This is a genomic window from Halorientalis salina, from assembly GCF_005049285.1.
In the GTDB taxonomy this organism is placed as follows: domain Archaea; phylum Halobacteriota; class Halobacteria; order Halobacteriales; family Haloarculaceae; genus Halorientalis; species Halorientalis salina.
In genome coordinates this window covers 170,002-193,592 of the sequence record NZ_SOSC01000002.1, presented here as the reverse complement: position 1 = coordinate 193,592, position 23,591 = coordinate 170,002, and the positions used below count along the sequence as shown (strand labels likewise).

Annotated in this window: 27 protein-coding genes; 14 read left to right on the top strand and 13 right to left on the bottom strand. The window is 65.4% G+C overall.

Annotated features, from left to right (window positions below):
- Positions 1-10: 10 nt before the first annotated feature.
- A complete protein-coding gene (locus E2481_RS05445; RefSeq protein ID WP_136716118.1) occupies positions 11-328 on the bottom strand; it encodes an MTH1187 family thiamine-binding protein in 318 nt (105 codons plus the stop codon).
- Positions 329-423: 95 nt separating this feature from the next.
- Here E2481_RS05445 and E2481_RS05440 point away from each other — a divergent pair, with 95 nt between their 5' ends.
- From E2481_RS05440 to E2481_RS05430, 3 genes are all read left to right on the top strand, one after another.
- Complete coding sequence (locus E2481_RS05440; protein WP_136716117.1) at positions 424-1,317, top strand: hypothetical protein; 894 nt, start codon at positions 424-426, stop codon at positions 1,315-1,317.
- Positions 1,318-1,385: 68 nt separating this feature from the next.
- Positions 1,386-2,270, top strand: coding sequence for an alpha/beta fold hydrolase (locus tag E2481_RS05435; protein WP_136716116.1), 885 nt, complete (start codon positions 1,386-1,388; stop codon positions 2,268-2,270).
- A gap of 79 nt (positions 2,271-2,349) precedes the next feature.
- Positions 2,350-3,225 carry a homoserine kinase gene (locus E2481_RS05430; RefSeq protein ID WP_136716115.1) on the top strand — a complete coding sequence of 292 codons (876 nt, stop codon included), beginning with the start codon at positions 2,350-2,352 and terminating at the stop codon, positions 3,223-3,225.
- 207 nt (positions 3,226-3,432) lie between these two features.
- Here the strand turns inward: E2481_RS05430 and E2481_RS05425 are convergent, their stop codons facing one another.
- Entirely contained in the window at positions 3,433-5,433 is a 2,001-nt protein-coding gene (locus tag E2481_RS05425) for a DUF6114 domain-containing protein (protein WP_136716114.1), read from the bottom strand.
- Positions 5,434-5,684: 251 nt separating this feature from the next.
- Between E2481_RS05425 and E2481_RS05420 the strand changes: the two genes are divergently transcribed.
- A complete protein-coding gene (locus E2481_RS05420) occupies positions 5,685-6,107 on the top strand; it encodes an SCP2 sterol-binding domain-containing protein (RefSeq protein WP_136716113.1) in 423 nt (140 codons plus the stop codon).
- 238 nt (positions 6,108-6,345) lie between these two features.
- Here the strand turns inward: E2481_RS05420 and E2481_RS05415 are convergent, their stop codons facing one another.
- The 3 genes from E2481_RS05415 to pdxS all read right to left on the bottom strand — a co-directional run bounded on the left by E2481_RS05415 (position 6,346) and on the right by pdxS (position 9,002).
- Positions 6,346-7,560 (bottom strand): mechanosensitive ion channel family protein, encoded by a 1,215-nt coding sequence (locus tag E2481_RS05415; RefSeq protein ID WP_136716112.1) that lies wholly within the window; start codon positions 7,558-7,560, stop codon positions 6,346-6,348.
- 65 nt (positions 7,561-7,625) lie between these two features.
- Positions 7,626-8,087, bottom strand: a complete 462-nt coding sequence (locus E2481_RS05410) for a thiol-disulfide oxidoreductase DCC family protein (protein WP_136716111.1) — start codon at positions 8,085-8,087, stop codon at positions 7,626-7,628.
- A gap of 6 nt (positions 8,088-8,093) precedes the next feature.
- The gene (gene pdxS / locus E2481_RS05405) at positions 8,094-9,002 is read right to left on the bottom strand and encodes a pyridoxal 5'-phosphate synthase lyase subunit PdxS (protein WP_136716110.1); all 909 of its coding nucleotides are present in this window, start codon (positions 9,000-9,002) and stop codon (positions 8,094-8,096) included.
- 174 nt (positions 9,003-9,176) lie between these two features.
- Between pdxS and E2481_RS05400 the strand changes: the two genes are divergently transcribed.
- Entirely contained in the window at positions 9,177-9,935 is a 759-nt protein-coding gene (locus tag E2481_RS05400) for a DUF1405 domain-containing protein (RefSeq protein WP_136716109.1), read from the top strand.
- Between the two features lie 6 nt (positions 9,936-9,941).
- Here E2481_RS05400 and E2481_RS05395 read toward each other — a convergent pair whose 3' ends face one another.
- The 4 genes from E2481_RS05395 to E2481_RS05380 all read right to left on the bottom strand — a co-directional run bounded on the left by E2481_RS05395 (position 9,942) and on the right by E2481_RS05380 (position 12,389).
- Positions 9,942-10,868 carry an HFX_2341 family transcriptional regulator gene (locus E2481_RS05395; protein ID WP_136716108.1) on the bottom strand — a complete coding sequence of 309 codons (927 nt, stop codon included), beginning with the start codon at positions 10,866-10,868 and terminating at the stop codon, positions 9,942-9,944.
- Between the two features lie 99 nt (positions 10,869-10,967).
- Complete coding sequence (locus E2481_RS05390) at positions 10,968-11,348, bottom strand: DUF2892 domain-containing protein (RefSeq protein WP_136716107.1); 381 nt, start codon at positions 11,346-11,348, stop codon at positions 10,968-10,970.
- 92 nt (positions 11,349-11,440) lie between these two features.
- On the bottom strand, positions 11,441-11,743 hold the full coding sequence (locus E2481_RS05385) for a hypothetical protein (protein WP_250137736.1): 303 nt from the start codon (positions 11,741-11,743) through the stop codon (positions 11,441-11,443).
- Positions 11,744-12,041: 298 nt separating this feature from the next.
- The gene (locus tag E2481_RS05380) at positions 12,042-12,389 is read right to left on the bottom strand and encodes a tRNA-binding protein (RefSeq protein ID WP_136716106.1); all 348 of its coding nucleotides are present in this window, start codon (positions 12,387-12,389) and stop codon (positions 12,042-12,044) included.
- Between the two features lie 191 nt (positions 12,390-12,580).
- Here E2481_RS05380 and dnaG point away from each other — a divergent pair, with 191 nt between their 5' ends.
- The gene (gene dnaG / locus E2481_RS05375; RefSeq protein ID WP_136716105.1) at positions 12,581-13,990 is read left to right on the top strand and encodes a DNA primase DnaG; all 1,410 of its coding nucleotides are present in this window, start codon (positions 12,581-12,583) and stop codon (positions 13,988-13,990) included.
- Here the strand turns inward: dnaG and E2481_RS05370 are convergent.
- Entirely contained in the window at positions 13,987-14,457 is a 471-nt protein-coding gene (locus E2481_RS05370) for a GNAT family N-acetyltransferase (protein ID WP_136716104.1), read from the bottom strand. The two genes, dnaG and E2481_RS05370, sit on opposite strands and share 4 nt — an antisense overlap.
- A gap of 2 nt (positions 14,458-14,459) precedes the next feature.
- Complete coding sequence (locus tag E2481_RS05365; RefSeq protein ID WP_136716103.1) at positions 14,460-15,806, bottom strand: DUF92 domain-containing protein; 1,347 nt, start codon at positions 15,804-15,806, stop codon at positions 14,460-14,462.
- A gap of 256 nt (positions 15,807-16,062) precedes the next feature.
- On the opposite strand from E2481_RS05365, the gene E2481_RS05360 reads away from it, so the two are divergent.
- Both E2481_RS05360 and E2481_RS05355 read left to right on the top strand, forming a co-directional pair.
- Positions 16,063-16,671, top strand: coding sequence for an undecaprenyl diphosphate synthase family protein (locus tag E2481_RS05360; protein ID WP_136716102.1), 609 nt, complete (start codon positions 16,063-16,065; stop codon positions 16,669-16,671).
- A gap of 216 nt (positions 16,672-16,887) precedes the next feature.
- Positions 16,888-17,259, top strand: a complete 372-nt coding sequence (locus E2481_RS05355) for a hypothetical protein (RefSeq protein ID WP_136716101.1) — start codon at positions 16,888-16,890, stop codon at positions 17,257-17,259.
- On the opposite strand, the gene uppS is transcribed toward E2481_RS05355, so the two are convergent.
- A complete protein-coding gene (uppS, locus tag E2481_RS05350; RefSeq protein ID WP_136716100.1) occupies positions 17,256-18,191 on the bottom strand; it encodes a polyprenyl diphosphate synthase in 936 nt (311 codons plus the stop codon). The genes E2481_RS05355 and uppS overlap by 4 nt on opposite strands.
- Positions 18,192-18,290: 99 nt before the next feature.
- Between uppS and E2481_RS05345 the strand changes: the two genes are divergently transcribed.
- The 6 genes from E2481_RS05345 to hemA all read left to right on the top strand — a co-directional run bounded on the left by E2481_RS05345 (position 18,291) and on the right by hemA (position 22,366).
- Entirely contained in the window at positions 18,291-18,485 is a 195-nt protein-coding gene (locus tag E2481_RS05345) for a cold-shock protein (RefSeq protein WP_136716099.1), read from the top strand.
- A 5-nt stretch (positions 18,486-18,490) separates the two neighbouring features.
- Positions 18,491-18,685: a cold-shock protein gene (locus E2481_RS05340; RefSeq protein WP_136716098.1), complete on the top strand. Its 195-nt coding sequence runs from the start codon at positions 18,491-18,493 to the stop codon at positions 18,683-18,685.
- A 109-nt stretch (positions 18,686-18,794) separates the two neighbouring features.
- The gene (locus E2481_RS05335) at positions 18,795-19,211 is read left to right on the top strand and encodes a DUF5778 family protein (protein ID WP_136716097.1); all 417 of its coding nucleotides are present in this window, start codon (positions 18,795-18,797) and stop codon (positions 19,209-19,211) included.
- Positions 19,212-19,311: 100 nt separating this feature from the next.
- A complete protein-coding gene (ahbB, locus tag E2481_RS05330) occupies positions 19,312-20,388 on the top strand; it encodes a siroheme decarboxylase subunit beta (protein ID WP_136716096.1) in 1,077 nt (358 codons plus the stop codon).
- Between the two features lie 2 nt (positions 20,389-20,390).
- On the top strand, positions 20,391-21,038 hold the full coding sequence (locus E2481_RS05325; RefSeq protein WP_136716095.1) for a precorrin-2 dehydrogenase/sirohydrochlorin ferrochelatase family protein: 648 nt from the start codon (positions 20,391-20,393) through the stop codon (positions 21,036-21,038).
- The gene (gene hemA, locus E2481_RS05320) at positions 21,035-22,366 is read left to right on the top strand and encodes a glutamyl-tRNA reductase (RefSeq protein ID WP_136716094.1); all 1,332 of its coding nucleotides are present in this window, start codon (positions 21,035-21,037) and stop codon (positions 22,364-22,366) included. The genes E2481_RS05325 and hemA overlap by 4 nt, the downstream gene beginning before the upstream one ends.
- Positions 22,367-22,368: 2 nt before the next feature.
- Here the strand turns inward: hemA and E2481_RS05315 are convergent, their stop codons facing one another.
- Positions 22,369-23,565, bottom strand: a complete 1,197-nt coding sequence (locus tag E2481_RS05315; RefSeq protein ID WP_136716093.1) for an MFS transporter — start codon at positions 23,563-23,565, stop codon at positions 22,369-22,371.
- Positions 23,566-23,591: the final 26 nt, after the last annotated feature.

The window sequence follows — 23,591 nt, the reverse complement described above, 5'->3', positions numbered from 1 at the left end:
CGGCCCGCGCTCAGTCGTCGCGCTCGCTCCGGGCCGGGCGACCCAGTTCCGCCTCGACGCTGTCGACTTTCTCGCGTGCGCTGGTTTCGCGGGTCCGCTTGTCGTCGATTTTCAGGACCGTGGAGACGCGATCGGCGTCGACCGCCTCGTGGGCCGCCTGTGCGGCCCCGAACAACTCGCCGATGTCGTCGGCTTCGATGGTCGTTCCCATCGGCGTCGTCTCGTAGTCGACGTCGAACTCCTCTAGGGCGTCGACGGCGTTTGCGATCTCGTCGGCCATGCTGTCTTCGATCACCGGTGCGACGCTGAGGAAGCCGATCACTGTCATAGGCCATCTACTGGACCGAATTAAATGAACACTTGGACCGTGGACACAGAATGTATAAAGAGATTTAACTGGTAAGCGACAGGAAACCTATAAGTATGGAAAAAGACGTTTCGCGTCGTCAGACGCTTCGACTCGGTGCGGCAGCGGCAGGGCTCGGTGCAGTGGGCAGTCTCTCCGGATGTAGCCAGATCAAGAGTGCAGTCCCGTTCATCGGTGGGGCCAGTTACAAACAGTGGCTCCCCGCGCCGGACGAACTGGGAGACAGTGACCACTACTACTTCTCGTATACGAACTACAAACAGATCCGGAACAACGAGGACAACTTCGACGAGGAGGCCTTCGAGAACTACGAGGCCGAGGCCGAAACCGATTTGCTGGACCTCGACATCGACGACATCGACGAGGTCGTCTCTCTGGGATTCGGGTCGGCGTCGGTCCTCATCGGGAGTTTCAACAAGGAGGACGTCACCGACGAACTCGAAGACAACGATTTCGACGACGAGGACGATCAGGGGAACTTCACGATCTACGAACCGGAGAACGGCAGCGGTGCCGTCGCAGTGAAAGGGGGCACCGCGGTTTACGCCGATGACAGCGACGCAGTCGAGACGATCATCGACACCAAGAACGGCGACGAGGACCGCTACGTCGGCGAAAACGAGGAGTTCAAGGAACTGGTGAACAAGATCGGGAACGGGACTCGGGTCTCCGGTCGGACCCAGGAGGAGGTCGACGAGACCGACGAGGACTACGGGCAGTTCGAGGGAGCGGTGGCCAGCGGCGGAACGGACACCGTCAACGGTGAGACCACGAAGATCAAATCGGTCACTCTCTTCGACGACGCCGACGACGTTCCCCAGGACGAGTTCGAGGACTACATCGACGACAGCGACTACTGGGACGAACTCGACAACGTCAGCGTCTCCAAGAACGGGCGGGCCGTCGTCGTGACCGGGCAGATGGACACCGACGAGTACAACACGAACTAACCGTCTCGACGCGTTCCTTTTCTGCCTCTTACACAGTCCGTAAGTAACCGGCACGTGAAACACGACCTATGACCGACCGACGCGAGGTGACGGCGAACGGACTGGAGTTCGAGTGTCTCACCCGGGGCGACGGGGACCGACTCGCCCTCTGTCTCCACGGGTTTCCGGACGCACCTCAGACCTTCGAGCCGCTGTTCGACCGACTCGCCGACGCCGGGTTCACGGCCGTCGCGCCCTACATGCGCGGCTACAGCCCGACCGGACCGGCCCCGGACGACGCGTACGACGCGAGCGCGCTCGGTGCCGACGCCGTCGCACTCGCCGATGCGCTCGTCGAGGAAGACGACTTCGAGGACGCGGTGCTGGTGGGCCACGACTGGGGGGCCGTCGCGGCCTACGCGGCCGCTCGGCGCGACCCCGAGCGGTTCGACCGGATCGCGACGATGGCGGTTCCGCCGCGATTCGCGGCCGAAATCTGGGACCACCCGCGGCAGTTCCTCCGGAGCTGGTACATCTGGTTCTTCCAGCTGCCGGGCATCTCCGAGCGAACGCTCGAACGCGAGGACTTCGCGTTGATCGAAGTGCTCTGGAACCTCTGGAGCCCTGGCTGGGACTACGACCGGGACCACATCAAGGCAGTCAAGGACACGTTCCGCGCCGACGGAACCGTCGAGGCGGCGCTGTCGTACTACCGACAGTTCGTCAACCCCGTCGTACGCGACCTGGTCGGCAACGGCCGCCCCGACCCCGACGAGATTCCGGGGATCGAGGTTCCCGGACTCGTCGTCGCCGGTGCCGACGACGGCTGTATCGGTGCCGAAACGTTCGAGACCGCGGGTGACGCCTTCGCTGCCGACTGTCGCGCGATCGAGATACAGGACGCGGGCCACTTCATGCACCGTGAACGGCCCGCGGTGGTGGGCGAAGAAATCGTATCGTTCCTCTCCGAGTGACGGACGGCGGGGCAAGCGAGGGGCGTCGTCGAACCCGTAGTTCGCTACCTTTTTGCCTGCCCTACGGGAAGCCACGTGCATGCTGACCGTCCGGGCACCGGCGACGAGTGCGAATCTCGGGAGCGGTTTCGACGTCTTCGGCGTCGCACTCGACCGCCCGGCGGACGTCGTCCGCCTGGAGAAGGCCAGTCGGACGACCATCGACATCACCGGCGTCGGCAGCCAGTACATCCCGGAAGACCCCGACAAAAACACCGTCGGCGCGGTTGCCGAAGCGCTGGACGCTCCGGCGCACATCCAGATCGACAAGGGCGTTCGACCGGCCTCCGGACTGGGTTCTTCTGCGGCCAGCGCCGCCGCGGCCGCCGTCGGCCTCAACGAACTGTACGACCGCGGCTACAGCCGTGAGGAACTCGTCCCCATCGCGGCCAAGGGCGAGGCCGTCGTCTCCGGCGACGCCCACGACGACAACGTCGCCCCCTCCATCATGGGTGGGTTCACGATCGCAACCGACGACGGCGTCACCAAGGTCGACGCCGACATCCCGCTCGTGGCCTGTCTCCCCGACATCGTCGTCTCGACCAGGGACGCCCGCGGCGTCGTTCCCGACACGGCGAGGGTCGAGCAACTCGTCGAGACCGTCGGCTGGGCGGCCACGCTGACCTCGGGGATGCATCGTGACGACCCCGACCTCGTCGGGCAGGGGATGAACGATACCGTCGTCACGCCCGCCCGCGCGGATCTCATCGAGGGCTACGATGCGGTGAAATCGGCCGCCCACGGAGCCGGTGCGACCGGCGTGACCATCAGCGGTGCCGGCCCGACGGTCATCGCCGCTTGCCACGAACCGGACAAACGTGCGGTCGGGACCGCCATGATCGACGCCTTCAACGACGTCGGCGTCGAGGCCCGCGTCTACCAGACCGAGATCGGCGACGGTGCGACGGTGTTCTGAGGACCATCAGCGGACGAGGGCCGTGGTTCACGCGACCGAGCGGAGCGAGGGCGCGCTTTTTCGCCCACGTTTTTCGAGGAGTGGTCGCCGAAGGCGGCCCGACGCTGAAAAAGGTGGTCTACCAGACCGAGATCGGCGACGGTGCGACCGTTTTCTAACGAGTTTCCGCCGAGTCGCGAAGCGCGGTGGTCTATTTAAAAAGGTGCGTTACCACTGTTGCTGTTCGCCTTCGCCCGTCCAGTTGAAGCGGCTGTCGCTGGCCGCTTCCTCGTCGCGGGCGGGATGTTGCCAGGCGATACAGAGGTTGCCGCCGACGATGCCGACCAGCATTCCGACGACCAGTCCGCCGAATGCCCCGACCAGCGAGAGGATGGACATGGCGATGCCGGTGACGCCGATGAGCGTCGACAGCCCCGGTTTCAACAGCGCGAAGACGCCACAGGCGATGACCATCGCCCCGAACACGATCCCGAGCGCCGCCTTCGAGGGGCCGGGGAAGATGAACTGGAGTCGGAGCGGGATGGCCAGGATGATCAGCCCGGCGAGCATCAACATCACCGAGCCGGCGAAGGGCCGCCGCGCACGCCAGCCCGCAAAGCCGGGCCGCTCGTGTGGCGGGACGAACTCCTCCTTGTCGCCCTCGGCCGGCATCTCGTCTTCGTCTGCCTCGTCGCCGCCGAACACGGTGGGGAGACTGAGGTCGGCGTCCTCCAGGATGAGCCCGTAGCTGGTCCCCAGTGCCTGCCCGTAGATGACGAACGCCAGCACGATGAGGGGACTCACCGACGGAAGCAGGCCGGCCACCGACCCGCCGAAGACGGCCACGCCGAGGACGAGGCCGTAGACCAGCCCCATGCTGCCGGCGGTGACCGTCAGGGCCGCGCGGGTGATGAGCGGCACGAGGATTTTCTGGGTGGCCTCGCTCCGCTGTGAGAACATGATGACCGTGTTCGTGAAGTCGTTGATCGACCGGGAGACGTAGGCAACGAAGGCCAACCCGAGCGCGACGCTGATGGCCATCCAGACGAGGAATCCCGTGAAGATCCCGCCCTGCCCGACCACGCTGGCGAGGCCGGTGAACACCGAGACGCCGACGAACGCGAAGACGAACAGGCCACTGAGCAGTCCGGCACCCAGCGATCCCTTGATTCCGGCCCGGGACTCCTCGCTCGGACCGAGTCCCGAGAGGTCCACTTTCTCCATCATCAGGCCGTAGCCGTTCCCGAGGACGCTCCCGTAGACGGCAAAGGCCAGGACGCCGGCCAGCCCGGTCTGGGGGACGACGCCGACGACACCGAGAACGACTGCAGCCACGCCGATGACGAGGCCGTAGACCAGCCCCATGCTGCCGGCGGTGACCGTCAGGGCCGCGCGGGTGATAAGCGGCACGAGGACCTTCTGGGTGGCCTCGCTCCGGCGCGAGAACATGATGACCGTGTTCGTGAAGTCGTTGATCGTCCGTGAGAGCACCCAGGAGAAGGCCAGCCCGAGGACGAGCGCCGCCAGCATGAACACCAGGAGGCCGTGCGGGACGGAGGCCCCGTTGACCAGCGTCCCCAGGGTCGCCAGGCTCTCTGCACCGCCGACGAGATAGAGGACGCCGCTTCCGAGGAGGCCTCCGGCGACTGCACCCACGAGCGCCGCGCTCTGTTCGGCGGCGTCTCCGCCGCCCAGTTCGTACCAGTCGGCTTCCAGCAACATCCCGTAGACCGTCCCCAGCACGGTCGCGTACGTGATGTAGCCGAAGATGACGGGGAAGATCGCCAGCGGGAAGTTCACGAAGTAACCGTTCATGCCGAGGATGACCGGCACCAGATAGGCGAAAAAGCCGAAGCCGAGGATCTGTCCGTAGATGAGGCCCATACTGCCGGCAGTCAGCCCGAGCGCGGACCGATGCAGCAAGGGAACCAGCAGTTCCTGGGTGACCGTGCTCTTCCGCGAAACCATGATGATCGTGTTCGTGAACGTGTTGATGTTCCGCGAGACGAAGAGGGCGAACCCGATGCCGAACAGTAGCGACAAGACCATCCAGACGACCCACCCGGTCGCGACCGTACTGGCGTCGATCATCCACGCGAAATACAGCATGGCCTCGGCACCGCCCGTGAGCTGTATCAACACCCCGGCCAGTAACCCACCGACCAGCGACCCGATAACTGACGCGACCTGCTCATCCCGCCCAAACCGTGATTTCTGATTTACACTCATGGTAACGAACGCTCTCGCCCCGCACATCCCCAGATGCGGCACTCGATTTGATTGTATTACATTGATACACTAAAAAAGGATTTCGCGGGAATTGACCGGTAATTTAAGAGTGGTGTCGTCGCCCCGTCGATACTTCCGAGAAAAAGTACAGGAAATATACGGCGATATAAATAGCACGAAACTCCCGGGAGAACTCTTATGACAAGCCATGTTGATTTGCCCGTGCCGTTGCAAGGACGGCGGATACAACCATGGCGATACCGTTTCCAACCGACGAGTGGATCGAGGAGTGGGAGCAGGAACTGCGCAACAACGAGACCTATCAGGAGGCCAGCGAGGGGTGGGGGGTCGAGTTCAACGGGAACTTCATCTTCCACCTCGAAGCCGATGACCGCCTTCCCGAGGACATGTACTACTTCATCGGCTTGGAGGACGGCGACGTCTTCGACTGCCGTGAAGTCCCCGACCCCGAGGACACCGACTACGGGTTCATCTACCGGGGCGCGTACGCTGACTGGGTCCGTCTGACCGAAGGTGAGGTCGGCGCCATCGACGGGCTGATGTCCGGCGTCTTCGAACTCGATGGGGACATGCAGAAAGTCCTGCAGTACTCCGACGCCGCCGTCTCGATGGTCGAAACCGCGAGCACCATCGACACCGACTACGAGTACTAGAACCCACTTTTTTACAGCAGGGGGTCCCCTCGCTCACTCTCGCTCGCTGCGGGAACCCCCTGCTCCAAAAACCTGGACTAAAAACCGCTCCGGGCTCACTGCGTTCGCCCGGAGTGAACCGGCGGCCACCGGCCGCCGGATGCTTGAAACTGTACCGCCACCGCACCGCTACCGCCACCGCACCGCTACCGCCACCGCACCGCTACCGCCACCGCACCGCTACTGCACACCTCTCAATCTACTGCGACGCCGAGTCCCCCCCGTCGTTTGCCAGTGTTGGCTCCGCCGCTGATTTGCTCCCGGTCGCCCCACTCACCTGAAAGCCGCCGGCCTCTTCGCGTCCGAGCAGTTCGCGTTGCGGGTAGGGGATTTTGACACCGGCGTCGTCGAGCGTCGCTTTGACCTCGCGGACGACTTCGGCGGTGGCCATCGCTCGCTTGGCCGCGCTGGGGTGGTCGATCCAGAACCGACACTCCAGGACGATCGCCGAATCGCCGAACGATTTCGGAATGACCTGTGGCGTCGGGTTGTCCACGGAGTGGGAGACGTCGACGAGCGTCTCCTCGATCAACTCCTCGGCGAGTTCGAGGTCGGCCTCGTAGTCGATACCCACGTCGACGGACAGCCGGAGCCGTTCGAGGCTCGTTCGGTTGGTAACCGTCGCGTTTGCGACGTGTAGATTCGGGATGACGACCTCTTCGCCCGCCGGGTTCCGAATGCGCGTGTTGATGATCGTGATGTCGGTGATGATCCCCTCGTCGTCGTTGATCGCGACCCAGTCGCCGATCTTGAACGGGCGCGAGAACATCAGGACGAAGCCGGCGATAAAGGAGCCGATAGTCGTCCGCGCGGCAGTCCCGATGACGATACCCAGGAAGCCGGCACCGACCAGCAGGCCGCCGAGGTTGACACCCCAGACCGACAGGGCGACGATCGCCGCCCCGATCAGGACGACCGCCTGCAGGACGTGGAAGACGATCCCCTGCTGGTGTTGATTTATCGTGTCCGACTCCTCGGCGTACTCTTCGACCGAGGTCTCCAGCATGTCGATGGCGACCAGCGTCCCGCCGATGAGCCCGATCGTTATCAGCCCCCGCACGAGCGTTGGAATCATCGCCGCCATCGCCGCGACCGTCGTGAGTGCCAGATCGACGAACCCCCAGACCACCATGACCGCGAGGGAAACCCCGAGAAAGACCGCGAGCTGGATCGTCCGAACCACTGCCATTACCGGGAGCCGCCAGTCGAACTCGGGCGGCTCGAAGGGGACGCGTTCGTGCCCGAAAAACCGGTTCGATATCGACCGACGGACGAGCCGCACGATCCGCGGCGCGAGCACGATCGCCGTTACCACCGCTGCGACCGTCAGTACGACCGTTGCTGCCAGTCGCGCCTCTGTAGAGACGAATCCCTCCAGAACCACGCGAAAATCGTTGATGTACTGGACGACCATACTCGACGGAGTGAGCGACCGATAAAAAGTTCGGCTCTTCGATTATCGATTCTTGAACTCCAGGATCAGGTCAGCGACCGCTCGACGAACCGCTCGCGGAGTTCCGGGTCGGGCATGGGACATTCGTCTTTCCGCCCGAACACTCGATAACGGTACCTGGCGACGAGGTCGTAGACGCCGTTCCGGAACCGCTCGGGGAGATAGACGAGCGGATAGGCGAGCGGCCACGGCCCGTCGAGTCGCCGTGCCACCCGGAGCGCCGCCGTCGATTTCGTGTACGCCTCGCCGTCCTCGATAAGGACCACGGTCTCGAACCCCTCGCCTTCGGGTTCGAGGTCGTAGCGGTCGAGCAGTTCGTCTGCGACCGCTGACTGAAGGGGTGCGAACCGAACGGTCCCCGCCGCGTCGAACCGGACGATGAAGCGGACGAAGCCGTTACAGAGGTTACAGACGCCGTCGAACAGCAGAACCGGCCGGTCGAGGTCGTCGACGATCGCGGCGGGATCGCGGGTCGACTCCCCGGACATCGGTGATCAGACGCCGCGACCCTGAAGTTTCTCTTCTTCGGGCAGATCGTTGTTCGCGTCGCCTTTCATGCCCGAGCCGATGTTCGAGGAGATCTCGGCGAGTTTCTCGGGGTCGTCCCAGTTGTTGACCGCCTCGACGATGGCTTCGCCCATCGCCTCGGGGTCCTCGGCACCGAAGATGCCGGAGCCGACGAAGATGCCGTCACACTCGTGGTGCATCATCAAGGCGGCGTCGGCGGGCGTCGCGATGCCGCCGGCGGCGAAGTTGACGACCGGGAGTCGGCCCATCTCGGCCGTGTCGTGAACGAGGTCCGCGGGCGCTTCGTTCTCGCGGGCCCACTTCTCGCGTTCCTGGTGGGTCATCCCTTCGAGTTCGCGGATCGCGCCCTTGATGTTGCGCTGATGGTGGACGGCCTGGTTCACGTCGCCGGTGCCGGCCTCGCCTTTGGTGCGGATCATGGCCGCGCCCTCGTCGATTCGGCGGAGCGCCTCACCGAGGTTGCGTGCGCCGCAGACGAACGGGGAAGTAAAGTCGCGCTTGTCGATGTGATAGCGGTCGTCGGCGGGCGTCAGCACCTCGCTTTCGTCGACCATGTCCACGCCGACGGCCTCGAGGATCTGGGCCTCCTTGGTGTGGCCGATGCGGGATTTGCCCATCACCGGAATGGAGACCTCGTCGATGATCTCGGCGACGTCGGCGGGGTCTGCCATCCGGGCGACGCCGCCGCGCTTGCGGATGTCCGCCGGCACGGCCTCTAAGGCCATGACGGCGACGGCCCCGACGTCCTCGGCGATGCGGGCCTGTTCGGGATTGACGACGTCCATGATGACCCCGCCCTTCTGCATTTTCGCGAACCCGCGCTTGACCAACTCGGTCCCGCGCTGGAGGTCCTCTAGGTCTGTTTCGTTCGTCATATACACCCGTTGGGTATTGTGTTACTTAACCCCGTCCTTCGCCCCCAGTCCCGTCACCGCACGCTGTTCGATTCGGACGCAGTTCGAGTGAGTCGGTGGCTGCTGAACCGGGCGGGCCACGCGCGCGGACCACAACCACTACCGTTTTTGTTCCACCCGTCGAGCACCACGGTAATGCCGGTCACCGACGCGGGCCGCCGCCTGGAGCAGTTCATCGCCCGTTACTTCGACGGCCGTCTCCCCGACCGGGAGTCGCTTCCGCGGTACGTCGCACCACTGCCCGCCTGGATGGAGGACGCAGCCCTCCGACTGGCCTGGCCCATCGCGATCATCAATCTCGTGGGCACCGCCTTCGGCTTCTGGTACTACGGCTTCCAGCCGATCCCGGCTTCGACGCCAACCATCACTGGCCAGTTCGCCATCGAACCGATGGTGGCCTGGCCCGTCGTTCCGGACAGCCCCGTCGCGACGATGTTCATCGGGCTGTCGCTGATCGTCTGGAAACTCGATCTCGATCTGGAGTTCGTCCACGTCCTGGCATTCTTCGGCTGTATCAAACTCGGCCTCTGGACGCCGTACGTCCAGCTCTACATCAACGGGATCGGGGACACGCCGCTGTGGCTGTACCACTTCCTCGTCTGGAGTCACCTCGCGATGGCCGTCGAGGCCTTCGTTATCTACCGCTACAGCGACTTCCCGATCTGGGCCGTCGCCGTCGCGACTGCGTGGTACCTGTTCAACGACGTGGTCGACTACTTCATGCCCATCGTCGGTGATCCCCACCACACGCTCTTGCCCGCCGAAATCGTGGCCGGGTACAACCACAACCTGGCGGTCCACGACCAGGCCGCCGCCGGAGCGGTCACGCTGACGGTCCTGGCCGTGTTCCTCGCGATGGCGACGCGGGCGAAGAAAGCGGAGATCGGTCGGTAATCGGAGTCAGGACAGCGCCTGTGGCTCGCTGTCGGCGTGGGCACGCACCCACAACTCGCCGATACGCGAGAGCCGCGTTCGGTATGATTTGCCGTGTTCCTCCTGTTCGATGTAGCCTTTCCCGCCCGGCCCCAATCGATCGACGTTGTAGATGACCTTCGAGCGGAACGAATCGGTGTACTCCTCGCCGAGTTCGCGGGCCAGTTCCTGAGCGAGTTCCGAGACCGACTCGAACTCGCCGTGTTCACCGAGCGTATAGAGGATGATTTCCTCGAACGGTTTGACGTTCGAGAAGGAGGCGACCGGGAGTTCGACGATGTGGCTGCCGTCGATCTCTTTGGCGCCGATCGTGGTCCCACGCTCGTCGAACTCGTCGAGCAAGTCTCCGGCCGCTGTCAATCGCTCGGTGACTCGCTCGTCGTCGACGTCGGTCCCGATATCTTCGAGGAGGTCGATCTGGCGGCGCAGTTCCTCGGCGAGTTCGGTTTCGAGGTACTTCTCGGGGACCGTGTAGTAGGTGTGGATGCGCTCACGGTCCTCCTGGCGCTCGACCATGATCGAGTGGGCGGCGGTCGCGAAGGCGAAGGAGACGGTGCGTGGCATCGCGGAGATGTTGACCCAGACCTCCTCGACCTCGTCGTCCGCGTCGTCGCGGCCGCGGTCGAGTTCGGCCATGATGAGCGCGTAGGCCTGCTCGAAGGCGTCGTCGTAGTCGTAGACGTCGTCGACCACGACCCGCTCGGTCTCGGCCCCGAGGAGGTTGGTGAAGTCCTTCTCCAACTTCTCGGCGAGGTTGCGCGAGTACTCGACGTTGGCCTCGCTGCCGACCGCCCCCTCCAGGAGGATCACGCGGTCCACGTCCAGTTGCTCCCGGACGAGCGGCGCGATCAGCCGGTCGTAGTCGAACCCGACCGGCACGATGTGGGTCTGCATACGTGTCGACTGGCTCGGCGGCTATAAAAACCACCGCGACTCAGAAACGCGTTCGGCTCGTCGGTCGGTTACTCGCCCGGTTCCGGCCGGACTCGACCGTTAGAGGCAGTCGTCGTGGACCGTCTCGTCGTCCTCGTTCGGCCGCCGTCGCTGCCCGGTCGTGATCGGTTCACCGCAGGCGGCACACGTCAGCCCCGGACTCGTATCGGCCGCCGACTCGTCGGTGTCCGTTACAGTCGTCGAGACCGTTTCGGTGTCCGTGCTCGTCTCGCCGCCCGTCGTCTCCACGTCGAACTCCTCCCCTGTACTGTCAGTCCCTTTCACGGCGGCGTAGCCGAGTGCGATCGCTCCGACACTGGTGACCGCTCCTCGAAGGCGATTGCCCTTTCGGAACGACCGAATCGAGAACGCGGCCAGTCCCGCGCCGAGCAATGCACTACCGAGTCGCTTGAACCGTCCGCTGGGTTCCGTACTGTCCATAGCCGTTTCTTCGTTCTCGTACACTTTAGAGTCACCCATCTCTACCTGTCACGGTCCGGGTGGATACCACACGTCGATGCGACGTGCCCGAATCAGTCTGCTGATTGATAGTTACCGTCCCCTTGGCCTCGGGGACCTGAATCGACGAGGTGGTCGTACGGGTGCGGGGACCTGAGAAAAGCGATGACGCTCCACATCACGCCGGTCAGCAGCGAGCCCACCGCGGACATCGTCATCCCCAGCGACAGGAACGTCGTGCCGTAGATGATGCCGATCGTCGCCGAGGGGAGCGAGGTTCCGAGCGGGACGTTCGCCATCCGGTCTTTGAGCGTCGGCAGAAGGACGATCAGCGAGAAGACGCTACCGCCGAGGAAGATCAGGTCCTGCCACATCATCGTATCGTCTCCGTGTCTCCGAGTGCTTCAGAAGTGATTCCAGTCATCACTGTTTGGGAGGCCGCTGAAGTAAATAAGATTTACTTACTATCGAGTAAAAATTATCGTGAGGGTTCGACCGATACCACGGTAACCCGGCCCACGAACCCGGTCGGGCGTTCCTCCTCGACTACGTCCGGATTACTGAATCGGTGGTCGAAAGCGACCGTTCTTCGGCGGAGTGCGCCCGGTGAGATGCCACGCTCGTCCCCGGTAAGATGGCCTTAGCGGGTCCGGTAAGGCCGGCGTAGTTCCGCGATCAGTACAGGCGCGTTCCGTCGGGGACCTCGCGCTCGGGCTGGAGGTGGACCACGTCGCCGTCCTCGTCGTCGACCCCGGTGACGAGACACTGGCTCTCGAAGCCCGCGATGGTGACGGTGCCGAGGTTGACCACTGCGAGGACCTGTCGCCCTTTCAGTTCGTCTTTCGTGTAGTTGTCCGTCAGTCCGGCGGCGGACTGGCGCGTCTCGGTCCCGAAGTCGACGTCGAGTTTGTACACGTCCTTGCGCGCTTCCGGGAACGCCTCGACAGAGACGATCGTCCCGATCCGCATCTCCACGTCTTCGAGGAACCGTTCGGGGTCGATGTCGGCTTCTTCGATGCCCATGGCGGATGGGCAGTGGCCGGGCGGATAATAGCTACGCGTCGCGGTGTGACCGGTCGCTGCGGTCCGTTATCACGGTCGTCCGGCAGTAGGTATATGGGTCCGCCGTCTCCTACGTCCTACTGTATCCATGGATTCGCTCATGGACACGTCATCACATCATTCACGCCCCAACCCGGGGCAGTTCATCACCAATGCAGGATTCAGCAAAATATCTCATTCACGCGGACATCAGGACGGACGGGGTGGTAGAGCGGAGTGACGTCGTCGGCGCGGTTTTCGGACAGACCGAGGGGCTGCTCGGGAACGACCTCGACCTGCGGGACCTTCAGCAGTCCTCGAAGGTCGGTCGCATCGACGTGCAGATCCGCTCGGAGAACGGCCAGTCGTTCGGCGAGGTGACCATCGCGAGCGGCCTCGACAAGGTCGAGACTGCGATCCTCGCCGCGGCACTGGAGACCATCGACCGCGTCGGCCCCTGTCGGTCGGAGTTCACGGTTACGAAACTCGAAGACGTGCGCGCCGCCAAGCGCCGGGAGGTCGTCGACCGGGCCAAGGACTTGCTCTCGGCCTTCGAAGAGGAGGTCATGAGCAGCCAGGACCTGGTCGAGGCCGTCCGACAGGAGGTCCGGGTCGCCGACATCACCGAGTTCGAGGGACTGCCGGCCGGCCCGCGCGTCGCCGATAGCGACGCCATCATCCTCGTCGAGGGTCGAGCCGACGTGCTCCAACTGCTCCAGTACGGGATCAAGAACGCCGTCGCCGTCGAAGGGACGAACGTCCCGGATTCGGTCGCGGATCTCACCGAGGAGCGGACGGTCACGGCGTTCCTCGATGGCGACCGCGGCGGCGACCTCATCCTCAAGGAACTCCGGCAGGTGGGGGACCTCGATTACGCCGCCTTCGCGCCCGAGGACCGGTCGGTCGAGGACCTCTCGCGCGACGAGATCATGTCGGCGCTCCGCCAGAAGGTCCCGTTCGATGTGGTTTCGGACGTGAACACACCGCACGAGACCGTCGCCGTGACCGACGGGAGCGCCCGACCGGCACCCCCCGAGGCCGCCGACGACTGTGAACCGACCGGAACATCGACCGACGCCGCAACGCCGTCGGCCGACGAGACGGCGACCGCCGACGAGAACGCGGTCGAATCCGGCGTCGAGGGGGATCAGCCACCGGCGTCGACCGGGACCGAAACGACGGCCCAATCGACGGCCGAGACGGCGGCGCGTGACGAGCACGCCGACGCTGAACCGGCCGACAGCGACGCAGTTTCGGACGATAGCGACGAAGCGCCAGAGACCCTGGCCGGATACGTCCACGCCGTCGTCGGCGAGGGGTCGAGCACCGTGTTGTTGCTCGACAGCGATTTCGGGCGGATCGCTGCAGCGTCCGCCGACGAGGCCTTCGAGACGCTCACCGACGCCGAGCAGGTCCCGGCGACGGTCGTCCTCGACGGCGAGTTGACCCAGCGAGTCCTGGACGTGGCCGCACAGCGCGGCGTCGAGCAGGTCGTCGCCCGGAGCGAGGGCCAGTTCGTCAAGAAACCGACCAGCGTCCGGATCCGGACGGCCGACCAGTTCGAGTTAGAGGCCAACGCCTAGAGCGAGCGGACCAGCTGGAGGCCGTCCCCGTCCTCGTAGTGATGCGGGATGAGCGACCGGACCCGGAACCCCAGGGCGTCGTAAAACGAGCGCGCGACTTCGTCGTCCATCTTCACGGTGAGTCGGACTGCTTCGAACCCGTCGCTGGCGAGCCGAGCGCACAGCGCCGCCATGAGCGCCGAACCCCGTCCGGACCGTCGGTACCCCGCGGCGACCGCGAACTCCGCCAGGTAGGCCACGTCCCCTTCCGGAATCGCGACCGCGTAGCCGACCGGTTCGGCTCGGGTGTCCGAACCCGGTTTCCCCACTGTACCGGACGATGGCTCAGCTGTCGTATCGGTCGTCACGAGAACGACCGGTGGTCCCTCGATTGCCGGCTCAAGCAGGTCCGCCCACGGTTCGTCGAGCGCGGCGAGCTGGATGGCACGGAGCCGCGTCAGGTCGCGGGGCGTTGCCTCGCGGATCATGGTCAGAGCGGTGTCAGCCCGACACCGATGGCGAGGAGGCCGCCGGCGACAGCGGCGACCAGGGTCGCCAGGAAGTTGACGCCCTGGTTGCCGACCCGGGGTCCTTCGATGGTCGCTCCCAGGAGACTGTCGGCCGTCATGCCGACGACACCGGCACCGACGATGACGACGAACCCGAGCGGGGCGACCTCGTCGAACATCGCCAGCGCGATCGCGGCGATCAGCGTTGCACCGACGACGCCGGCCACCTCGCCCTGCCAGGTCACGGCCCCGTCGGTCCCCGGCTCGACCCGCCGGAACGTCGTGATGAGCCGCGGGTTGTCGAACAGGCCGCCGATCTCCGAGGAGAGCGTATCGCTCATCGCCGCGGCGATCGAGCCGGCGAACGCGAACAGGAACACCTCGGGTGCGACCGGGATGTGCGACGGGCTGGCTGCGGCCCCGATCACGGCCACCAGCGCCGTCGTGGAGTTCGCGAGCACGTTCCCGCTCCCGCGTGCCCCCTCGTTTTCCTCGGCGATGCCCCGCGTCTTCTTTTCCTCGTAGCGGAACTTCGTCGAGAGTCCACCGACGCCGAAGAAGGTTATGAGCATCGCGAACCAGCCGTAATCCCCGAGGACGATCGTCAACAGCCCGAGGAACACCCCGGTCAACATCCCGGGCAACGACGCCGTGTCGAGCGCGTAGGAGACGTACCCGAGAACGACGGTCACGCCCAGGGCCACGGCGATTCGGGTCGTCGTCACTGCGACTGCGAGGTCGGCGAACAGCCACAACAGCAGTGCCACCGAGAACATCACGAGCGGGTCGTCACGCGGGAACAGCACGGTCCGCAACAGCGACGCCAGGAGCGCGCCGCTCGCGGCGAAAAACACCACGGTCGGCACGCCGTAGGACTCCGGCGTCAAGGCGAGTGTCGACAGTTGCGCGCCCGTCCCGACGAGGAAGCCGCCGGCCACGAACCCGGCGACGGCGAGGATGTTCTCCGCCGTCACCGTCCGGACCAGCTGCTCGGCGAGGTTGCCGTACGCCAGGACGAACACCGACCCGACGAAGACCGGGGCCGGAAGCCCGAACTGGACGGAGAGGAGCGCCAGGCCGGCGATGGCCAGCGAGAAGCCGGCCAGTCCGTAGAGTCGCCCGTCCCGTCGGTCGCCCGGTCGGGCGAAGGCCTCGAAAACCGCTCCCTCGTCGACCACGTACAGCGCCAGCACGGCCACGACGATGAACGGGGCCGTCCCGGCGACGGTCGCGACCGGCTTCGAGGTCATACGGCTCACGAACGGGACGAGCAGTGCTAGCGTCCCAACCAGCGCGAACGCCCCCGACCGCCGCACTGTCGACGTCACGTCCCCGGCTACCCCCGAGAGGTACTTAAACAACCACCTTTTTTCTTCGGCGGGTCGCGGCGACGCCGCGACCGCACCTCGAAAAAAGATGGGGCAAAAAAGCGCGAGCGCGGAGCGCTCGCGTACGACTTCCTCGTGGTACCGCTCCGCAACCGCCCCGCTACCGCCCCGCTACCGCCCCGCTACCGCCCCGCACCGCTACCGCACTATCGCCGAAGCCGTGAACTTCATTGCGGCCCGTCGAAAACGCCAACTCGTGGGTATCTACGATCGGTATCTCGCTGCTCGCACCCAGTGGGCCGACCAGGCCACGCCGGACAACGTCGCGGTCGTCATCACGGAGCGCGACCTGCTGGAACAGGGTGCCTACGACACGTTAGAGACCTTTTTCGGCTGGGCGTTCGAGTACGGAGCCGAGCGCGTGATGGTCTACGTGAGCGTTCTAGACGAGGGGGCGGTACCGACGCTTCGGCGGTCGCTGGAAGACGTAACCGGACCGCGCGAAATCGCCGTTCGCGGTCCCGAAGACGATCGTCGCGCCGACGCACCCATTCAGGTGTCCATCGGCCTCGGCGGGAAACACGAGTTCGCGACGGCGGTCCAGGGCGTCGCCGAGGAGGTCGACGCGAGCGACCTCGATCCCGAAGACATCGACGAGGACGACATCGAGGAGCGACTCGTCTTCCCGACCGATCCGGATCTGGTCATCAAGACCGGGGCCGAACGGCTCTCGGATTTCATGATCTGGCAGTCGGTCTACTCGGAACTGTACTTCACTGACGTGAACTGGCGGAACTTCCGGAAGCGGGACTACCTCCGCGCGATTCGGGATTTTCAGGACCGTCAGCGGCGATTTGGCCGGTAGGCCGAATCACGTCACGAAGTCAATGACGTGACGGCGGTTTGGGCGCTGACGATAGGAAGCGCCCAAACGCCGCTGGACGAGTGCAACGAGTCCAGCGGAAGTTCGGCCGGTAGGCCGATCAGTGTGGCGTCCGAAAACCACCGACTGCCGAACGGTTGTGTTCCGTAACCTCACACGTGCCGAGCATTGAATAGCAACACAACTGATATCTCGGCTATGGCACAGCGTCAGACCGGAGCCGACTGGACGGTCGAACTCGACGACGGCGTGATGGTCTGGGAGTTCCTGTCGGGAATGGAACTCTCGGCGTTCGAAGCGGAGGCGTACCGGGTTTACGAGGAGCTGTTGGCGAACAACGCGGTCGACGGCATGGTGACGGTCGTGAAACTCGACGACCCGTTCACCGAGGACGTCTTTTCGCTCTGGGAAAAATCCGCCCAGCGGGCGGACGAGGCGGGCGTCGAACGCTGGGCTGTCGTCGCCGAGGGGATCAAATCCATCTCGCTGCGCGGGAAAATCTCGGTGGGTTCGATCGAGACGTACGCGACCGAAGACCGCGCGGACGCACTCGAGTGGGTGCGCGGTTAGTCGGCGGCAGGGTCCGGGTCGAGTTCCCCCTCCGCGGGATCGCCGAGCGCCTCGCGTTCGCTGCTCGGGAGGTGGTCGCGGAACCGTCGGAGGACCCGTTTGGCCTCGTCGAGTTCGGCACCGCCCATCGCTCTCACCAGCGCGAGCGCGCGGCGGGCGCGAGCGGTCCGCCAGGAGTCCTCGCGGTTCTCGTAGGTTCGGATCGCACGGAGGAAGTCGACTTTGCGGAACTCCGGCCAGTACGGCGCACAGAAGAAGACGGCGGCCTCGTTGCCGTTGGCGTGCCAGGGCAGGAAGTTGCTGGTCCGCTCGTCGCCGCCGGTCCGGAGGATGAGATCCACGTCCCGGACCGGCCCCTCGTAGAGGTAGGATTCGACGGTGTCGGCGTCGATGTCGGCCGGGTCGAGGTCGCCGGCGGCTACGTCCCTGGACACGTCGCGGGCAGCGCCCAACAGCTCGGCCCGGCCGCCGTAGGCCAGGGCGATGTTCAGGTGCAGCGCGTCGTACCCCCGCGTCCGGTCCTCGGCGTACCGAATCGCGTCGGTGACTCGCTCGGGAAGCCGTTGGGTTTCCCCGATGGCGCGGATTCGGACCTTCCCCTCGTGGACGCGCTCGGCGTCGGCGAACTCGTAGAGTTTGTCCTCGATGAGGTCGAACAGCGCCTCCTGCTGGTCCTCCGGCCGGTCGAAGTTCTCGGTCGAGAACGCGTACAGCGTCAGTTCCTGAATCTCCAGTTCGTCACACCAGTTGAGCAGTTGCTCGGTGGTCTCTGCGCCCGCGTGGTAGCCGTCGGTGGCCTCGTCGCCTTGCCTGGTCGCATAGCGGCGGTTGCCGTCCTGAATGACGGCGACGTGGTCCGGCGTCCCCGATATCTCCCCCCGAAGCAGGCGCTCGTATCCCTGGAGGGCCTGCTGTCGAACCCACGAAAGCATTGCGTAATCGGTCCGCACGTGGTCGTAAGAATCTTGTCTTCCCCGCTGACAGGGGGACCCGCAGGGTTTTAATATCGGGACACCTTCTTGGCAAGTGCAATGGCGAACGGTACGGTTGATTTCTTCAACGACACTGGCGGTTACGGTTTCATCGATACCGAGGACGCGGACGAGGACGTTTTCTTCCACATGGAAGACGTTGGCGGCCCGGACCTCGAGGAAGGACAGGAAGTCGAGTTCGACATCGAGCAGGCGGACAAGGGTCCGCGTGCCGTCAACCTGGAGCGGGTGTGAGTTCGATGGCCACTGGCAAAGTCGATTTCTTCAACGACACGGGCGGCTACGGGTTCATCGAGACCGACGACGCCGACGAAGACGTGTTCTTCCACATGGAAGACGTCGGCGGCCCCGACCTCGAAGAGGGTCAGGAAGTCGAGTTCGATATCGAGCAGGCGGACAAGGGTCCGCGTGCGACGAACCTCACGCGACTGTAACTCGCGTTCCTGCACTACCGGGGCGACCGCCCCGATCATCGTTTTTTCGAGCGACCTGGTCGGCGACAGACCGTGAAAAGTATGGGGACCGACGAGCGAGTGGCTAGCGATGGAACACGAGCAGGACGTCATCGACCCGGACCTCTATCAACGGACCGAGGCGCTGTTGGAACCGGGCGACATCGAACTGGCGGGCGTCATCGTTCACACGGAACTGGACAGCGACGCCGAGGCGGAGCTTCACCAGACGACCATCGAGATCGGCAACACCATCGCCGACTACGAAGGGTACGACCCGGGCGACACCTACGTTTACTCGGGCAACGACGATCCCGACTTCGGCCTGAACCAGCACCAGGGGCTCACCATCGAGGGCGACGAGTTCGTCTGGGAGTGTCAGCAACTCATCCGCGAGGAGCGGTTCCGGATCGTCTTCTACTACGAGGCCGACGTCGACCAGGACGGCCTCGTCGAATCGCTCCGCGAGGACGGCTACACCGTCGAGGGCGTCACGCTCGACGAGTAACTATTCGGCTCCGTGCGGCACGCGATCGGATCGGCTCCGGTTTCTCACGTACCGGGACGACAAACGCGGATTTATGCCGGGCCGACCCTGAGTTGCGACCATGACTGCAGACCTGGAGCGCGCGGACAGGGCGATCATCAACGCCTTCCAGGGCGGGTTTCCCGTCGTCGAGCGACCGTTCGAGCCGGCGGCCGACGCGCTCGCCGACAGGGGGGTCGATCTCGACGCCGAGGCGCTCCTGGCACGAATCCAGGCACTCGACGAGGACGGCGTGCTGACGCGGTTCGGCGCGCTCATCAACGCCGAGGCGATCGGCGGTGCGGCCACGCTCGTGGCCATGCACGCGCCCGAAGACCGGTTCGACGAGGTCGCCGAGCAGGTCAACGCCTTCGACGAGGTGGCCCACAACTACGAGCGCGAACACCCGCACCTGAACATGTGGTTCGTCGTGAGCGTTCCCGACCCCGACCGAGTCGACGAGGTGCTGGCCGAAATCGAGGCCGAAACCGGCCAGGAGACGTACAACCTGCCCAAACAGCAGGAGTTCCGGGTCGAGGCGAAGTTCCTGCTCGACGGTCCCATCCCGGAGGGCGACGTCGATCTCTCCGATCTCGGGCCGGACGTGACGCCGACCGAGCGCACCGAACTGACGGCGGCCGAACTGGACCTCGTTCTGGAGATCCAGGACGGGCTCCCCGTGACGGCGACGCCGTATCGCGACGTCGCCGAAGCCATCGACCAGGACGTCGACTGGGTCACTGAGACGATCAAGCGGTTCGATCAGGAAGGGAAAGTTCGCCGAGTGGGCGTCATCCCGAACCACTACGCGCTCGGGTATTCGGAGAACGGGATGACGGTCTGGAACGTTCCCGACGAGAAACTCGACGCGGTCGGGCCGGCCATCGCTGGTCTCGATTTCGTCACGCACTGCTACGAGCGGCCACGGCACGACGGCGTGTGGCCGTACAACTTCTTCGCGATGACTCACGGTCGCAGCGAGGCAGAGAGCCAGGAGCGCATCCAGCAGGTCCGCGACCGGATGGCCGAGTACTGGGATGTCGGCGAAGACGATTGGGACTCGCTGTTCTCGACGCAAATCCTGAAGAAAACGGGCATCAGACTGGACGAGCGGGCGGCAGCGAACACGACCGATGGCGCAACTGAAGCGGACGACTGACCATGATTCCACTCCTCCACGACTTCACGGGTACGACGGTGCTGGTCTTCGGCGGCGGGACCGTCGGCGCGCGGAAGGCACGGCGGTTCACACGCGAGGCGCGCGTGGTCGTGGTGAGTCCCGAGTTCGCCGACACGGACTTCGGCGGGGCCGAGCGAGTCAAAGCCGCGCCGGACGACGAGGCGGTCGCCGAGTGGATCGACCGGACCGAACCCGCGCTGGTCGTCGCAGCGACCGACGACGCCGAGCGGAACGCGGCCATCGAGCGGGCTGGACGCGACCACGGTGCGCTGGTCAACCGGACCGACCGGCACGGCGAGCGCGACCCGGGGAGCGTGGTCGTGCCGGCGACCGTTCGGGACGACCCGGTCGTCGCTGCGGTCGCGACCGGCGGAACGAGCCCGGCGCTGTCCCGGTACCTGCGCGAGCGGATCGAAGCCGAGATCGACGGAGCGGGCGAGATGGCCCGGTTGACGGGCGAACTGCGCGAGGAGTTACAGGAACGGGGCGTCGATCCGGAAGCGAGACGGGAGGCAATGCGAACAGTCGTCAGGGCCGGTCCTGTTTGGAAGCATTTAGATAGTGGCAGGACAAAGGCACGGCAAGTAGCCGAGGACGTGACTTCCGACGTGACAGGTGATATATCGTGATAGACGGAACTGGCGTCATTACGGGCGTCAGCGTGTCGCACGAACGTGCGAGCGTCGACGACATCGAAGCGGCCTGCGCCGAGAGCCAGCGGGTAGCCGTCGAATCGCTGCTCGCCGAGCCCGGCGTCAAGGAAGCGTACGTCCTGCAAACGTGTAACCGAGCCGAGGCGTACGTGGTGACCGCCGACCCGGAGGTCGGACGCGCGGTGCTGGACGAGTTCCTCTCCGGCGTCTCGGACGACGCGTGTTTCGAGATGGAACACGAGGAGAGCCTGCGCCACCTCCTTCGTGTCGCGGCGGGGCTCGAATCGATCGTTCTCGGGGAAGACCAGATCCTCGGCCAGGTCAAAGACGCCTACGAGGACTCCCGTGGCGTCGGCGGGATCGGACCCGTCCTGGAGAACGGCATCACCAAGGCGATCCACGTCGGGGAGCGTGCCCGCACGGACACCGGTATCAACGAGGGGACGGTGTCGCTGGGAAGCGCTGCCGTCAACCTCGCCCGTGCGGAGCGGGACCTCTCGGAGGCGACGGCCCTCGTGGTGGGTGCCGGCGAGATGGGGGCGCTCGTCGCGAAAGCGCTGGACGAGACGGTCGAACGCGTGCTCGTGGGGAACCGAACGGTGCCCCACGCCGAACACCTCGTCGAGGGCATGGAAGTCGACGCCAGCGCGCTCGCGCTCGACGCGGTCCCGACCGCCGTCGAACGGGCGGACCTGGTCATCACCGCGACGGGAAGCCCGGGCCACGTCGTCGAGACGGGGACGCTCGAAGACGCCGGCGACACGCTCGTCATCGACCTCGCCCAACCCCGGGACGTGCCGCCGGACGCGGACGAACTGGCGTCCGTGGAGGTACACGACATGGACGACCTGGAGTCGGTTACGGCGGAATCCCGCGCTCGACGCGAGGAGGCCGCCGAGGCAGTCGAACGCATCGTCGACGAGGAGTTCGAGCACCTGTTGACCCAGTACAAGCGCAAGCGGGCCGATCAGGTCATCGCCGCGATGTACGAGAGCGCAGAGCAGTTGAAGACGCGCGAACTGGCCACCGCAACCGAGAAACTCGACCTCGACGGCGAGGAACGGGAGGTCATCGAATCGATGGCTGACGCCCTGGTGGGCCAGTTGCTCGCCGCACCCACCCAGAGCCTGCGCGACGCCGCCGAGGAGGACGACTGGACGACGATCAACACCGCCCTCCAGCTGTTCGACCCGGACTTCGGGGCGGAGACGCCGGAGTTCGTCTCCAGCATGAACCCCGACGAGATCCCCGACGCGATGAAAGACCAGATGCCGACCGCCGTGTTAGAGCAACTGGACGATTGACGCTATTTTGCGGAGAGATCGGCTCTCGGGAGTTCCAGCCGTAGAAACGCCGGCAGCGCCAGGATCGCGATCCCGATCTCCATCCCGCCGACCACCAGGAACGCGGCGACGTAGCTGATCTCGTCGGCGATGGTCCCGCCGACGAGGATGCCGGCGAGAAAGCCCAGACTGCCGAAGATGTTGAACCCGGCCATGGCGATGCCGCGGTCGGTGGTGGGCGCCAGGTCAGTGACCAGCGCCATGGTCGCGGGGGCGACCAGCGCCCCAACGACGCCGACGACGACCATCGCGACGCCGGTGAGTCGCACCGTCGGCGCGAGGCCGACGGCGATGACGGCGACCCCGTAACACAGCGACCCGAGGACGACGGGGATCGTACGTCCGATGCGGTCCGAGAGGACGCCGAAGGGGTACTGGAACAGGGCGAAGGGGGCGAAAAACAGCGCGAGCATGAGTCCTGTCTCGCCGGGGGAGAGGCCGACGACCTCCCGGAAATAGAGCGTGCCGACCAGCGCGAAGAAGCCGGCGGTGAGCCGGTCGATGAGGCCGAAGGCGTACGGGATCACGAGCGTCGGCGTCTCGCGCAGGCCGCTCACGATCGCGCCGAGCGTGTTGCGGTCGTTCCCGGTCGCGCGGTCGGTGGCGAAGGCGGCGAGCACGCCGGCGGCCAGCAGGAGGCCGCTGGCGGCGATCACCGGGACGAACGGGCCGATCTCGTACAGTTGGCCGCCAAGCGGCGCGCCCGTGGCGGTGCCGAGACCGATGGCGATGCCGGCCGCGCCCATGTTTCGGCCGTGGCCGCCGTCTAAGTCCATCAGCATCGTCATCGCCAGCGAGAACGCGCCGATGGTGGCTGCGCCCTGGAAGACGCGGAGGCCGAGCACGGCGGCGAACGGGAGGGGAAGGAGTCGGTGCAGGCCGGCGAGCAGGGCGTAGCCGATCGCGCCGCCGACGGCACCGGCGACCATGAAGGGGACGCGTCGGCCCGCCGCGTCGCTGGCAGCGCCCCACACCGCGGCGAAGACGACGAACGCCGCGAACTCGGCGGTCAGGAACCACATGCTCGCGTCGAGCGCCGTATCGGCCCCGAGCGCGTCCACAAGGGTGTCGATACCCGGATACAGCAACACCTGGGCGAGCAGTACGGCGAAGACGACGCCGGCGAGGACGATACGGGAACGACGGTTCGTCGCGGCCATCACCGGGGTTTCGTGCCCGAGAACTG